Below are 13,281 nucleotides of genomic sequence, written 5' to 3' on the forward strand. Positions count from 1 at the left end.
TAAATCCCGGCGTCCTCGTTGAGGAGGTAATGGCCGGACGGCACCCTCATTTGTTGATTGCTGTGGTCATCGTGGTGTCACTTGTCGCCACCGGTCCACTGGTCGGCGTCGACGCGACGGGGCCGCCGGCTACCGAGTTCGGCGACGGGACGGCGTCGGTCGGGGACGTGGCTATCGACACAACCGAGCTCGTCGTCACGCCCGGTCGGTTCGGGACCGACGTCGACTATCTCCGCGTTCCCACGGCTGTCGTGCAAGTCGATTCCGTCTCGGGCCGTCCGCGACTCATCTACGTCGTCGAGGTGCCGGCGCTCGACCGCTCGCTCACCGACCAGGCGGTGCTCACCTCTGCGTCGACCACCCGTCTCGATCCGGACGATCAGGCGTTCGAGCGGGGACAGCTCGGGAACGAATCGTACGACGCGACGCTGACCGTTCGCGTCCAGAGCTTCACCGAGTCGAAGACTGTCTATCGAGCGAACGTCAGCGTCGAGGTGCAGTCCTGATGCCACTGTCGTCGGTTTTCAGTAGCGACGCCTTCGGGCGAGAAGTCCTCCGCACTCGACTCCGGGCGTTCGGCCGCTGGCTGTTCGGCGACCGGTACGGACTGGTCCTCTGGCTCGCGCTCCTGGTCACGCTCGGGGGGACGTGGCGCATCGGCGTGTTCATCACCGACACCTACGCGACGGCGAACACGCTAGTCGCCCTCTCGCAGGGGAGCCTCGCGGTGACCGAGATCCGTTACTCGCTGACGCTGGGTTCACAACCGGGTCTTCACCGGTTCGAGGGACTCCTCTACGGCCGGAACTACGGGCAACTAGCCGTCGCGGTGCCGTTCGTCTGGCTGCTCGAAGGGCTCTCGGTGCTCGCGGACCCCCGGTTGCTCCTCGCGGGACTGTGGTCCGGGCTCGGGCTGGTGCTTGTCGACCAGACGAGTCGGCTGCCCCACTTCGACCGCACCCGGACGCTGACTGCTGGGAGTCTCGCCGTCGCTGTCCTCTTCACCGGGACGCTCCTCACCGCGACTGACCTCCCCCGGGACCAGCTCGCCCTCGCCGCCTACCAGCTCTCGACGCTCGTCGCCGCAGCGACCGCTGGACTGGTGTTCTATCGCCTCCTCTCGCTGCTGCACGGGCGCCGAGTCGGACTCGCGGGTGGTGTCGCCCTCGGCGTGGCGACGCCCGTGGGGTTCTGGGCGACGCTTCCGAAGCGCCACACGTTCGTCGCGATGCTGACTCTCGCGACGGTCTACGCCTTCGCGGTGAGCCGCCACCGGACCGACGGTCGCGGGGCACTCAGGGCACGCGCCGGTGCCTACGCGCTCGCCGGGTTCGTGACCTGGACGCACGCCTTCGAGGCGCTCTTCCTCGTGGCGACGCTGGCGCTCGTCGACGTGCTGACCGCGCGGTCGAACAGCCCGCGTCGGTTGGTTGTTATCGGACTCGCCTTGCTCGTCGCCTCGACGCCGATGCTGGCGACGAACTACGCCATCTCGGGGAACCCGGCCGAACCGCCCCGGTTGCTGCCCAATGTCGGCGGTGGTGACGTCGAATTCGTCCCCGATAACTTCCCGGGGGCTGGAGGTGAGGCGACTGGGGACGCTGGAGGCGAGAGCGCTGGCGGACCGGGTGGTGAGAGCGACGGAGCAGGCGCTGATAGTGGTGGGGGCGATGAGGCGACGGACGGCAGCGGAACGGAGTCCAGCGGCGGCACGAGCAGCAGCGCAGCGGGTAGCGGTGAGGGCTCGTCCGCCGCCGACAGCGCGACGGATGGGCAACTCCCGCTGATAACGCCAGCCATCGGGGCTGTAACGGCCGCACTCTCGAAAGCCGATACCATCTCCGGGTTCACCGTGGGTGCCGTCGCCGACGGTGTCGGCGTGCTCGACGACCCCGAGCGACTGGCCGCTATCTTCGTCCGGAGCGGAAATCTGCCGGGCGTCAACAACGCTGCGAACGACTACGAGACCATCGACCTCGCGCTCACCGAAGCTATGCCGCTCCTAGGTGCTTTCGCCGTCTTCCCCGTTCTCCTCGGCCGACGATTACAGCGGAGGCTGGGCGACGCGAGGGCGGCTTCGGAACAACCGACGCTCCAATCACTCTCCCCCAGCACACTCTCTCCGACCCGACAGACCGACCTGCTGGTCGCTGCGCTGGCCGTCGTCATGACCGTCATCTACCTCTCTCGGTTGCCGCTCCACAGTATGCTCACCGTGCGCTACATCCACCCGGTGGTCCCGCTGGCGGCGTACGGTGTTGCACGAATCCCGGCCGTCAGGGGCGCGGCGACCGACGCCCCGCGCTGGCTTGCCGGGTCGTACCTCTGCAGCGTCGGGCTGGGACTGCTGGTCGTCCTCGGCGGGGTTCTCGCTCTCGATTTGGCGGTCGGTGAGGCGGTCCAGTTCCACGCGCTGGCGAATCTCGCGACGGCAGCGCTCGGCGCGAGCGCCGTCGTCGGGCGGACGGTCGTTCCGGAGCGTGTCTCCGAACGGACGACTGCCCTCGGCCTGGCTCTCCCCGCCGGATTCACCACCGCGTACGTCTTCCTCGGCGCGCTCGTGTACTTCCGGTACGGGACGTACGCCTTCGACCTCGTCCGAGTGCTCGCCGGCTCGCTCCCCTCGCTCTGAGGGTGGTCTCCAGGACCTCAATCCCCGCGCCGTCGTACGGTATCACGCACGATAATTTACGGGTCAGTTTTATCTATCTAATCTGGCTACCTTCGGATTGATAGGTCATGCCCGACGTACTGATAGCCGACGACTCCGAGTTTATGCGTAACCTGCTTCGAGAGATTCTCGAGGAAGACCACACTATCGTGGGGGAGGTCGAGAACGGCGTGGAAGCCGTCGAGGTGTACAAAGAAGAGACGCCGGACCTCGTGATGATGGACATCGTGATGCCCATCCGGGACGGCATCGAGGCGACCGACGAGATCAAGTCCGCGAACCCGAACGCCAACGTCATCATGTGCACCAGCGTCGGGCAGGAGGAGAAGATGAAAGAGGCGGTCAAGGCGGGAGCCGACGGGTACATCACCAAACCGTTCCAGAAGCCGAGTGTCATCGAGGCTATCGAGGACGTCGTCCCGTCATAGATGAACGTCGACATCCAGTCGCTGGGCACGTTCAACCAGCTGGCTCACGAGGGCGCCCAGCAGGCGACGCAGTCGCTGGCGCAGATGACGGGTATCGACGCGTCCGTCGACGTGACCAAGATAACGCTCGTCGACCGGACGGACGTCGGCGAGTCGCTCGTCGGCCAGGAGTTCGTCGGCGTCCAGTTCGACTTCGACGGGGTCCTCGAGGGCGACACCGTGCTGGTCTTCGATACCGACTCCGCGGACACGCTGGTCGAGGCGCTGATGCCCGGCGGGAGCGACGACGAGGCGATGGCCCGGAGCGGCGTCGAGGAGGTCGGCAACATCATGATGAGCGGCTTCATCGACGGGTGGGCCGACTACCTGGAGGCCGCCATCGAGCACTCGCCGCCGACGTACATCGAGAAGGCCGGCAAGGACGTGCTCCCGGAGGCACGCCACCCGGACGACCACCAGCAAGTGTTCGTCTTCAAGTCGGAGATAGAGTGGGTCGGTGAGTCGGTCAACTTCTACATCTACATGCTCCCGGAGTACGAGGCGTTCGCGGAGGTGATGACCGAACACGCCGACACCGAGGGCGACGCCATCCCCATCGACAAGCTGCACACGTTCAACGAGATGACGACCAGCGGGACCCAGAAGGCCGCCGACAACGTCGAGATGATGACCGGTATCCCGACCGAGGCCGAGGTGAGCCAGATCAGTTTCGCGCCCATCACCGACGTCCCCAAACAGGTCGGCACCGACACCTACGTCGGGACCGTCGTCGAGTTCACCGGCGTGCCGAGCGGATATCTGCTGGTGCTGTTCGACGAGATGTCTGCTATCAACGTCGCCGAGGCGATGATGCCCATCGAGATGGACGGCGACGAGCTGACCGCCCAGCACGAATCGGCGATCGAAGAACTCGGGAACATCATGACCAGCGGTTTCGTCGACGGCTGGGCGAACGTGCTGCAGACGTCGGTGGACCACACCCCGCCGCGGCTGGTCCACGACATGGGCCGGTCCATCATGGACCCGCTGGCTGCGCAGGTCGGCCAGTACCAGGAACACGCCTTCATCATCGACTCGAAGATGAAGACCGACGACATCGAGTTCGAGGCCGAGATTCACGCGCTGCCAAACGAGCAGGAACTGCGACAGGCACTCGACGACCTGGACGTCGACCGAGCGGACGAGACCGACGCGAACGTCGAGCAAATCTTCGAATAATGAAGGTCTACGACGGGAGTCAGTCGACCGACGACGAGCAGACGGCGGAGCCCGAACGCATCAAGGTCGGCATCGCCGAGTACAAGACGACGACCGACGACGCCGTCCTGACGACCAGCGGCCTCGGCTCGTGCATCGGCGTCGGCATCTACGACGAGGTCTCGGGTGTCGCCGGCCTCGTCCACGTGATGCTGCCGACGGCCGACGACATCGACGACGGCAACCGGGCGAAGTTCGCGGATTCCGGCGTCGAGGCGCTGGTCGAGGCGCTCGAAGCTGCCGGCGGGAGCAGGCGGTCGATGCGGGCGAAAATCGCGGGCGGTAGCGACATGCTCGACTTCTCGGAGAGCGGCTCCTCTATCGGCGCCCGCAACGCGAAACAGGTCAGAGCGACCCTCGAGGAGTTCGGCATCCCGCTGGAGGGCGAGGACGTCGGCGGCGACCATGGCCGCTCGCTCAAACTCGACGCAGGTACCGGCGACCTCGTGGTCAAGAGCGCGAACGCGGAATCGACTACGCTGTGACGGCCCCGACACATCCACGAAGCCCTGGCTGTCACGGTGGCCGTCTGACGGACGGCAGTCGGGCGTCTGCCGGCCACGCGGACTCCTGAGACAAATTTCTACTGTAGTTCTCTGGAATTATATTTGGGCCGGAAAATTCATGCTGGTAGCGTAAAATCAACCCAAAAAACGGAGAAAACTATGTTTTATTATCAACTGTGATACGCTAGAGGGAACATTCAAGGGTGTCTGAAGCCATCACTTACAAACGATGAGTAGTCTCGCTCTCGTCCCGGCCCTCGCAACCGTCCCGACGGAGGTGGTTGCACTCGCACCCGCGCTGCTAGTGTTGCTCTCGGGTGGGCTCGTCGGCATGAGCATCAAGAACATGTTCGACTCGATTATGTCGGGCGACGAGAGCGAGGACGACAACGACGGAGACGGCGGTGGGATGGCAGACGGTGGCGGCCTGATGGCCGAAGAAGGCGGCGGAGGTGACGACCTCGGCGGCCTCGGTGGCCTCGACGATGGCGACGACATGGGCGGGTTCGGCGACGACGAGTTCGGGGAGATGGAAGACGCCACCGGCCCCGACACCGACGAACTGGAACACCGCCTGGACGAACTGGAGAACGAGGTCGGCTCGCTGTCCTCGACGGTCAACACCGTCCGGACCGAGAACGAGAGCATCTCCGAGTCCGTCGAGGAGGTCGAGGAGAACGTCAGGAAACTGCTCGACATCTACGAGATGGTCACGCGCGGCGTCAACCCCTTCGCCGACGACGTCGACGGCGGCATGGGTGGCGGCGGTATGGGCGGTGGCGGCGGGTCGTTCGGCCTGTTCGACGACGACGGCGGCGACGACGGTGGCGACGACCTCGACGAGGATGTCGCCAACGCCGACGCCGAGGGCTTCTTCGACGAGGACCTGTCCGAGGGCTCCGGCGGCGGCATGTCGATGGACGACGGGGGTGTCGATGACGTATTCCCGGACGACGGCGACAGCGGCGGCGGTTTCGAGGACGACGGCGGGTCGTTCGACGAGGACTTCGAGGGCGACTTCGACGACGATCTGGAGGACGATGGCATGAGTATGGACGACGGCATGAGCATGGACGACGACGGCGACGACAGCGACGGTGGCAAGTCGTTCGCCGAACTGAAAGACGAGTACGAGTCCGGCGACGCCGAGTGGGCCGACGAGGACGAGGAATCGTCGGCCGACGCCGGCGAGACGGTCGAGGACGACGAGGACGACCTCTTCGACGATGGCGACGACGCGTTCGACGAGAGCGGCGACGGCCTCGAAGACGACGACCTCTTCGACGAGGTCATCGAGGACGACGCCGACGCGGGCGCCGAATCCGACGAGACTGGCCTCGAACCGGAACCGACCACCGACCCGGAACCCGAGCCGACCGCACAACCGGAGCCGGAAACCGTCGCCGAACCGGCGCCGACGACTGACTCGGAACCCGAGACAACCGCCGACCCGGAACCGACGGCGTCGACGGACACCGAGGCCGATGCGTCGGCGGACGCCGGCGAGGGCAAGCCCTACCTGGCGTCGATGCCGGAGGACTTCGCTGCCGACCTGATAATCGTCGAGTGGCTCGAGTACCTCGTCCAGCAGACGGGGTACCGTGAGACGGCCCGGGCCCTCGACTACTACGAGACGATCGGGTGGATCGACGAGTCCGTCGCCGACCAGCTCAAAGACTACCTCCGCGGGTTCGACGACATCGACGACACCGGCGGCGGACTCACCATCGATCACCACACCGAGAGCCTCCACTACATCTCGCAGCTCGACGAGGACAGCGGCCCGGAGGCCGTCGCGCTCTCGAAACTGGTGGGCGGGGGTGGTGCCGATGGGCTTCAGCGTTAGTGGCTCGGCGGCCATCATCTTCCTCGCCGCGTTCATCGGCTTCGGGATGTTCTACTCGGCGTCGGCCAACAGCCTCGAACAGATATCCGACGCCCGCGACGACCAGCGAGACACGCTGCTCGAACAGCAGAACACCGACATCACCGTGACCGACGTGGCCTACGACCCTGACACCGACACGCTCGATCTCACCGTCGAGAACACGGGCTCGACCGAACTCGCGGTCAGCGATGTGGACGTCCTCGTGGACAACGAGTACCAGTCGGGCTACCAGACGGCCGTCGACGGCGACACCGAGACGGACCTCTGGGTGGCCCAGACGACGCTCGAGATAACCGTGACCGGCCTCACCGCGCAGCCTGACCGCGTGAAACTCGTCACGGGGCCCGGCATCGAATCGACGCAGGAGGTGCCCTGAGATGGCGAGCGTCTCGGCCTCCCACCTCATCATCTTCATCGCGTCGATGATGATCGCCGCCAGCGTCGCGGGCGTGTTCACCGACAGCGTCGGCCAGTTGAGCAACGCCCTGTCCGAACAGGGGTTAGACGTCAGCAGCGACGTCCGGACCGACGTCGAGGTCATCTCCGACGCCGGCAGTTCGGAGATATACGACAGCGGCACGGAGAACATCACGATACACATCAAGAACACCGGAACAGAACGGCTCGCACCGGTACCCGACCAGATGGATCTCTTCGTCAACGGGACCTTCGTCACCGCCTACGAGGTGACGCTGGAGCCCAACGGCGGGAACGCCTGGAACCCGGGTGACGTGGTCCGCGTCGAGATATCAGTGCCGGGGCTGTCGACCGGTGACCACCGCGTCAAGGTCATCGTCAACGGCGACGAGGAGGTGTTCGAGTTCAACCGATGAGCCTCGCAAGCACGGACCTGTTCTCGCTGGGCCTGGACGACCACGACCGGCTGAACAAGGAACTTGGCGGCGGTATCCCGCCCGGCAGCATCATCCTCGTCGAGGGCGACTACGGGGCCGGGAAGTCGGCCCTGAGCCAGCGCTTCTCCTACGGCCTGTGTGAGGAGGGCCACGAGGTGACCTACCTCTCGACCGAGCTGACGGTGGGGAGCTTCCTGGACCAGATGCACTCGCTGTCCTACGACATGGTCGACCACATCTTAGACGAGCAGGTGCTCTTCCTGCACGCCGACATCGGGGACTCGAACACGTTCTCGGGCAGCAACGACGAGGAGGACCGCAAGGAACTGCTCCGCCGGCTGATGGAGGCGGAGGTGATGTGGAACAGCGACGTCGTCGTCATCGACACGTTCGACGCCATCCTCCGGAACGACCCCAAGTTCGAGGCGCTCGTCAGGCAGAACGACGAGCGCCAGGCCGCTCTGGAGATCATCTCCTTTTTCAGGGACGTCATCTCCCAGGGCAAGTGCATCATGCTGACGGTGGACCCCTCGACGCTCGACGAGGAGGCCATCGGGCCGTTCCGGGCCATCGCGGACGTCTTCATCGAACTGGAGATGATCGAGGTGGGCAACGACGTCCGCCGCCAGATCAACGTCCTGCGCTTTGCCGGGATGGGTGAACAGGTCGGCGACACGATCGGCTTTTCCGTTCGTTCGGGGACTGGCATCGTCATCGAATCACGGAGCGTTGCCTAGAGGTGACTTAAGATATGACAGACCACGGTCGTGCGAAACCCTCCGACGAACTGCGACAGATGGCCGCCCGGCGCCCACACCTGCGGGACCACCTGAAGAAGTTCAAGCAGATCACTGGGGAGTTCCCGATGCTCATCGAGGAGGCCGACGACGACTACGAGTCCGACCGCCCGAACGTCCTCTACCCGGTCGGCGGCCCCATCTTCTGTCACATCTACGGCGACGTCGGCCAGGACATGAAGTACTACGCCATCGAACCGGAGCTCGACCAGGACGAGGGCGTCGTCTTCGACAAGGTCCGTAACCGCCTCCTCCAGAAGAGCGTCAACAAGCCCGCCCCGGAGAGCGAGGCCGAGTACGACGACCGCATCGAGGAGCTCCTCCAGGAGACCACGAAGGTCCGCGACGAGGACGCCGACAGCGGGGTGCTGACTCGCCTGTCGAACCTGACCGACGTCACCAGCGTCGAGGTGACCCAGGAGACCTACGAGAACATCCTCTATCGCCTCAATCGCGACATCGTCGGCCTGGGCCCGCTCGAACCGGTCATGCGCGACCCGGCCAACGAGGACATCCACGTCATCGGTCGCAGCGAGTGTCACGTCGACCACGGCGTCTACGGGATGCTAGAGACCACCGTCGAGTGGGAGTCCGAGCAGGCGTTCGACCAGTGGCTGCGCAACATGGGCGAACGCATCGGCGACCCGGTCTCCGACTCCGACCCAATCGTCGACTCGACGCTGCCCGACGGGTCGCGGCTCAACCTCATCTACTCCGACGACGTGAGCCTCAAGGGCCCCTCGCTGACCATCCGGCAGGGCGACGAGATTCCGCTCTCCATCTTCCAGATCACGAAGTGGGCGACGCTGTCGCCGGAACTGGCGGCGTACCTCTGGCTCTGTCTGGAGAACGAACAGACCGTCTTCGTCGTCGGGGAGACGGCGTCAGGGAAGACGACGACGCTGAACGCCATCACCTCGTTCATCCCCGACGACTCGAAGATCTACACCGCGGAGGACACCGCCGAGGTGCTGCCCCCGCACAACACCTGGCAGCAACTGCTCACCAGAGAGGGCGAAGAGGGGACGAGCATCGACATGTTCGACCTGGTCGCCGCGGCACTGCGGTCGCGCCCCGACTACATCATCGTGGGCGAGGTCCGTGGCGAGGAGGGGCGGATGGCCTTCCAGGCCGCCCAGACCGGGCACCCGGTGATGCTGACCTTCCACGCGAGCGACATCGTCTCGATGATCCAGCGCTTCACCGGCGAACCCATCAACGTCCCCGAGACGTTCATGGACGTCGCCGACGTGGCGCTGTTCCAGAACCGGGTCAAGCAGGGCGACCAGGTCCTGCGCCGGGTCACGAGCGTCCAGGAGATAGAGGGCTACTCCAAGGAGATGGACGGGGTCGTCACCCGCCAGGCGTTCAACTGGGACCCCGTCGAGGACGAGATCGTCTTCCAGGGGATGAACAACTCCTACGTCTTAGAGGAGCAGATCGCGACGCTGCTCGGCTACGAGGACACGCGTGACATCTACGACGACCTGCAGTTCCGCGCGAACCTCATCGAACGCGCTATCCAGGAGGGCATCCTGGGGTACCACGAGGTCAACGACTTCATCTCCGACTTCCAGCGCGACGGTATCGAGGGCATCCCGTTCAACGTCGCCCGGCCGGAGTAACGATGGCACAGGGTGAAGCGGAGAACGGCCTCGATCTGACCATCTCCGAGACGGTCCAGGGACTGGCCGAGTCCTACCGGCAGATGACGATTCCCGTCGAGCGGTACCTCCTTTTCATCCTCGGACCGTCGGCCGGCTTCTTCCTCCTCTCGGTGGTCGCCGCGCTCGCGCTCGACCTGCCGCTGGCCATCAAGGCGCCCATCCCGCTGCTGGGCTTTCTCGCGATGGTCTCGGCGGTCTTCTACCCCAAAATCCTGCTGAGCCAGCGCAAACGCGAGCTCAACAACCGGTTTCACCTGCTCATCACCCACATGACGGTGCTGGCGACGACGAAGATCGATCGGATGGAGGTGTTTCGAACCCTCGCACAGGAAGACGAGTACGGCGAGCTCTCCCTGGAGATGCACCGCATCGTCCAGCTGGTCGACACCTGGAACCAGAGTCTCGACGACGCCTGCCGGCGGCGCGCGAAGGAGGTTCCGAGCGACGCCTTCTCGGACTTCCTCGACCGATTGGCCTACACGCTCGGGGCCGGACAGTCACTGGAAGACTACCTGCTGTCCGAACAGGACCAGATCATCCAGCACTACTCGACGGTCTACGAGAGCTCGCTCGACAGCCTCGAGGTGATGAAGGACCTCTACCTGTCGATGATTCTGTCGATGACGTTCGCGCTCGTCTTCGCCGTGGTCCTGCCGGTGTTGACCGGGACGAACCCCACGATGACCGTCAGCGCCGTCATCGTGATGTTCGTCTTCGTCCAGAGCGGCTTCTTCCTGGCCATCCGGTCGATGGCACCGTACGACCCGGTGTGGTTCCACCCAGAGGAGTACCCCTCGCCCGTCGAGGAGCGCCTCGACCGGTCGATGTACCTCGGTGTGGGCCTCTCGGTGGCCCTCGTCGGCTTCGTCCTCGCGAGTCTGCTGGGGGTGACTCCCCTCACGTTGAACGACGTCCTGTTCATGTTCGAGTCGGTGCCGCTCCCGTTCTACGCCGTCGTCCCCATCACGCCGATGATGTACCCCGGTATCGTCTTCCGGCAGGAAGAGCAGAAGATCAAGGGGCGGGACAACGAGTTTCCGAGTTTCATCCGCGCGCTCGGGGCGACCGAGGGGGCAAAGCAGTCGACGACCGGGATGGTCCTCCGGACGCTCCGCAAGAAAGACTTCGGTCCGCTGACGGAGAACATCAACGACCTCTACAAGCGACTCAACATGCGCATCGAACCGACGGCCGCCTGGCGGCACTTCACCGCGGACTGTCGGTCCTACCTCATCCAGACGTTCTCCGAGATGTACCTCGTCGGCAGGGAGATGGGTGGCTCGCCGAAGCAACTGGGCGAACTCATCGCCGCGAACATGAACGAGGTCCTCCAGTTGCGCCAGCAACGGAAACAGGCCGCGACGACGCTGGTCGGACTTCTGTACGGGATTACGGCCGCCTCGACGTTCGCCTTCTTCATCGGTCTGCAGGTCGTCAACATCCTGGCCCAGATGTCGCTCGACCTCGACGCCGGGAGCCAGCTCGACGTCGGCTCGCTCATCAACACCGGCGTCTACAACATCCCGCTTATCGAGTTCCTGCTCATCATCATCATCATGTTCTCGGCGATGCTGTCGGCGCTGATGATCCGGACCGTCGACGGCGGCCACAAGGCCAACACCTACATGCACTTCGTCATCCTCTCGTGGATCGGCGCGCTCACCGGGACTTTCACCAAGTGGTTGGTGACGCAGTTCCTCCAGATATGACGGCCCCGTGGGCCGCGCCGAACCCAGCGTCTCAGGGGCGCTTGGTGCCAGTCACGGGGTGTTAAACTGTGGTTTACTAACACGTCTGTGGGCCCAGTGACTCGTATGGCTACGGGTTCATCCGACCGGCACGGCCGGCAGACCAGACAGTCACACAAGGCGCAGCTCGCGGTGGCGTACGACGCACTCTCGACCGTCCTCGAGGAGGTGGACCTGGAACGCGACCAGGAGTTCGCCGACATGGTCATCGCGGCGCTCGTCGAGACGGAGCGGGCGTACACCGCCGCCATCAAGGCCGGGTCACAGCCGGCACACACCGCCGCGGTCGAGTCCGAGGACTGACCGGTCCAGCGCCTCTAGCGTCCGCTGCCGCCAGTCACTCCCACGTGAACGTCCCGTCTGCCTGCACGACTTCGCCGTCGACTTCGAGTCGTGACCCCTCGCCCATCGTCGTGATGAGGTCTTCGTGGACGGCGCTCTCGGTACCGGTCTCCCCCTCGGGCAGACAGGCGTCGTAGGCGCGCCCGAGCGCGAGGTGGACGGTGCCGCCCATCTTCTCGTCGAAGAGGATGTTGTCGGTGATACGGTCGACGCCGCGGTTCATGCCGATGCCAAGCTCGCCGAGCCGCCGCGACCCGCCGTCCGTCTCGATGACCTCCGTGAGGACGTCCATGCCCTGGTCGGCCTCCCAGTCGACGACGACGCCGTCCTTGAACGTCAGTTTCGCGCCGCTGACCCGGCGGCCCTGGACCGTCATCGGCACGTCGAAGGTGACGACGCCGGCGGTGTCAGCGGGTGCGGTGAACACCTCGCCCGAGGGGAGGTTGTGCGAGTCGTAGGCCACGCTCGCGGCTGAGTTGACGGCGATGCGGTCGGTGATGTCGAGGGTGAGGTCCGTCCCCTCGGCGACGATACGGACCGTCTCGCCCGCGTCGAGGATGTCCTTCAGCCGCGCCTGCTCCTCGGCGAGCGCCGCCCAGTCTCGGAGGGTGGCGTCGTAGATGAAGTCTTTGTAGGCCTCGTAGGCCATCCCGGCCTGCTGGGCCATCGCTCGCGTCGGGTGCTGCGTCGAGACCCAGTCCGTGTCGAGGCGGGCCTCGCGAATGTCCTGGCGGGCCGTGGCGTAGGCCTGCCGTCGGTCGCCGGGGACGTCGACGCTCCCGGCCGTGTTGTTCGACCCCTTCAACACGAGGACGCTGTCGGCCTGCTCGTACAGCGCGAGCTCGTAGTCCGGGTCGGCCTCGAACTCGCCGTCGAACGCCCGCAGGTACGCCCGCGTTACCTCGTCGGAACTGTAGGTCGCGACGAGGTTCGCCCCCTTCTCGCCGAGTTGTTCGGCGACGGCCACCGCGAGGTCGTGTGCGCCCTCTTCTACCTGCACGACGACGTCGTCCCCGGCCTCGATGCGGGCGCTCCACTCCACGAGCGTCCGTGCGTGTTCGTGAATCCGTTCGTCCATGTCCGCTGGTCGCCTGCGAGGGAGAAAACACCTCGGTCGCTCGCG

13 protein-coding genes are annotated in these 13,281 nt (G+C 65.2%); 12 read left to right on the forward strand and 1 reads right to left on the reverse strand.

Annotated features, from left to right (window positions below):
* The first annotated feature begins 29 nt into the window (after positions 1-29).
* The 12 genes from P1L41_RS04750 to P1L41_RS04805 all read left to right on the forward strand — a co-directional run bounded on the left by P1L41_RS04750 (position 30) and on the right by P1L41_RS04805 (position 12,119).
* Positions 30-506: a hypothetical protein gene (locus P1L41_RS04750; protein WP_276297719.1), complete on the forward strand. Its 477-nt coding sequence runs from the start codon at positions 30-32 to the stop codon at positions 504-506.
* A complete protein-coding gene (locus tag P1L41_RS04755; protein WP_276297720.1) occupies positions 506-2,632 on the forward strand; it encodes a hypothetical protein in 2,127 nt (708 codons plus the stop codon). Before P1L41_RS04750 ends, P1L41_RS04755 begins: the two co-directional genes overlap by 1 nt.
* 107 nt (positions 2,633-2,739) lie before the next feature.
* Positions 2,740-3,099 carry a chemotaxis protein CheY gene (gene cheY, locus P1L41_RS04760; RefSeq protein ID WP_276297721.1) on the forward strand — a complete coding sequence of 120 codons (360 nt, stop codon included), beginning with the start codon at positions 2,740-2,742 and terminating at the stop codon, positions 3,097-3,099.
* Positions 3,100-4,317: a chemotaxis protein CheC gene (locus tag P1L41_RS04765; RefSeq protein ID WP_276297722.1), complete on the forward strand. Its 1,218-nt coding sequence runs from the start codon at positions 3,100-3,102 to the stop codon at positions 4,315-4,317.
* A complete protein-coding gene (locus P1L41_RS04770; protein WP_276297723.1) occupies positions 4,317-4,841 on the forward strand; it encodes a chemotaxis protein CheD in 525 nt (174 codons plus the stop codon). Before P1L41_RS04765 ends, P1L41_RS04770 begins: the two co-directional genes overlap by 1 nt.
* A 250-nt stretch (positions 4,842-5,091) precedes the next feature.
* A complete protein-coding gene (locus P1L41_RS04775) occupies positions 5,092-6,708 on the forward strand; it encodes a FlaD/FlaE family flagellar protein (protein WP_276297724.1) in 1,617 nt (538 codons plus the stop codon).
* A complete protein-coding gene (gene arlF, locus P1L41_RS04780; RefSeq protein WP_276297725.1) occupies positions 6,692-7,126 on the forward strand; it encodes an archaellum stator protein ArlF in 435 nt (144 codons plus the stop codon). Before P1L41_RS04775 ends, arlF begins: the two co-directional genes overlap by 17 nt.
* A gap of 1 nt (position 7,127) precedes the next feature.
* Positions 7,128-7,583 carry an archaellum stator protein ArlG gene (arlG, locus tag P1L41_RS04785; RefSeq protein WP_276297726.1) on the forward strand — a complete coding sequence of 152 codons (456 nt, stop codon included), beginning with the start codon at positions 7,128-7,130 and terminating at the stop codon, positions 7,581-7,583.
* Positions 7,580-8,341, forward strand: a complete 762-nt coding sequence (arlH, locus tag P1L41_RS04790) for an archaellum protein ArlH (RefSeq protein WP_276297727.1) — start codon at positions 7,580-7,582, stop codon at positions 8,339-8,341. Before arlG ends, arlH begins: the two co-directional genes overlap by 4 nt.
* A gap of 14 nt (positions 8,342-8,355) precedes the next feature.
* Positions 8,356-10,026: a type II/IV secretion system ATPase subunit gene (locus P1L41_RS04795; RefSeq protein ID WP_276297728.1), complete on the forward strand. Its 1,671-nt coding sequence runs from the start codon at positions 8,356-8,358 to the stop codon at positions 10,024-10,026.
* A 2-nt stretch (positions 10,027-10,028) separates the two neighbouring features.
* Complete coding sequence (flaJ, locus tag P1L41_RS04800; protein ID WP_276297729.1) at positions 10,029-11,777, forward strand: archaellar assembly protein FlaJ; 1,749 nt, start codon at positions 10,029-10,031, stop codon at positions 11,775-11,777.
* A gap of 105 nt (positions 11,778-11,882) precedes the next feature.
* Positions 11,883-12,119 carry a hypothetical protein gene (locus P1L41_RS04805; RefSeq protein WP_276297730.1) on the forward strand — a complete coding sequence of 79 codons (237 nt, stop codon included), beginning with the start codon at positions 11,883-11,885 and terminating at the stop codon, positions 12,117-12,119.
* Positions 12,120-12,153: 34 nt separating this feature from the next.
* On the opposite strand, the gene P1L41_RS04810 is transcribed toward P1L41_RS04805, so the two are convergent.
* Positions 12,154-13,236 (reverse strand): aminopeptidase, encoded by a 1,083-nt coding sequence (locus P1L41_RS04810; protein WP_276297731.1) that lies wholly within the window; start codon positions 13,234-13,236, stop codon positions 12,154-12,156.
* Positions 13,237-13,281: the final 45 nt, after the last annotated feature.

This window comes from Haloarcula ordinaria (assembly GCF_029338275.1).
In the GTDB taxonomy this organism is placed as follows: domain Archaea; phylum Halobacteriota; class Halobacteria; order Halobacteriales; family Haloarculaceae; genus Haloarcula; species Haloarcula ordinaria.

Bases quoted from the DNA above. Each gene is read 5' to 3' on its own strand.
- arlH (WP_276297727.1), top strand. From the start codon at position 7,580: ATGAGCCTCGCAAGCACGGACCTGTTCTCGCTGGGCCTGGACGACCAC.
- P1L41_RS04770 (WP_276297723.1), top strand. From the start codon at position 4,317: ATGAAGGTCTACGACGGGAGTCAGTCGACCGACGACGAGCAGACGGCG.
- arlF (WP_276297725.1), top strand. From the start codon at position 6,692: ATGGGCTTCAGCGTTAGTGGCTCGGCGGCCATCATCTTCCTCGCCGCG.
- P1L41_RS04775 (WP_276297724.1), top strand. From the start codon at position 5,092: ATGAGTAGTCTCGCTCTCGTCCCGGCCCTCGCAACCGTCCCGACGGAG.
- P1L41_RS04765 (WP_276297722.1), top strand. From the start codon at position 3,100: ATGAACGTCGACATCCAGTCGCTGGGCACGTTCAACCAGCTGGCTCAC.
- P1L41_RS04750 (WP_276297719.1), top strand. From the start codon at position 30: ATGGCCGGACGGCACCCTCATTTGTTGATTGCTGTGGTCATCGTGGTG.
- cheY (WP_276297721.1), top strand. From the start codon at position 2,740: ATGCCCGACGTACTGATAGCCGACGACTCCGAGTTTATGCGTAACCTG.
- P1L41_RS04755 (WP_276297720.1), top strand. From the start codon at position 506: ATGCCACTGTCGTCGGTTTTCAGTAGCGACGCCTTCGGGCGAGAAGTC.
- P1L41_RS04810 (WP_276297731.1), bottom strand. From the start codon at position 13,236: ATGGACGAACGGATTCACGAACACGCACGGACGCTCGTGGAGTGGAGC.
- P1L41_RS04795 (WP_276297728.1), top strand. From the start codon at position 8,356: ATGACAGACCACGGTCGTGCGAAACCCTCCGACGAACTGCGACAGATG.
- arlG (WP_276297726.1), top strand. From the start codon at position 7,128: ATGGCGAGCGTCTCGGCCTCCCACCTCATCATCTTCATCGCGTCGATG.
- flaJ (WP_276297729.1), top strand. From the start codon at position 10,029: ATGGCACAGGGTGAAGCGGAGAACGGCCTCGATCTGACCATCTCCGAG.
- P1L41_RS04805 (WP_276297730.1), top strand. From the start codon at position 11,883: ATGGCTACGGGTTCATCCGACCGGCACGGCCGGCAGACCAGACAGTCA.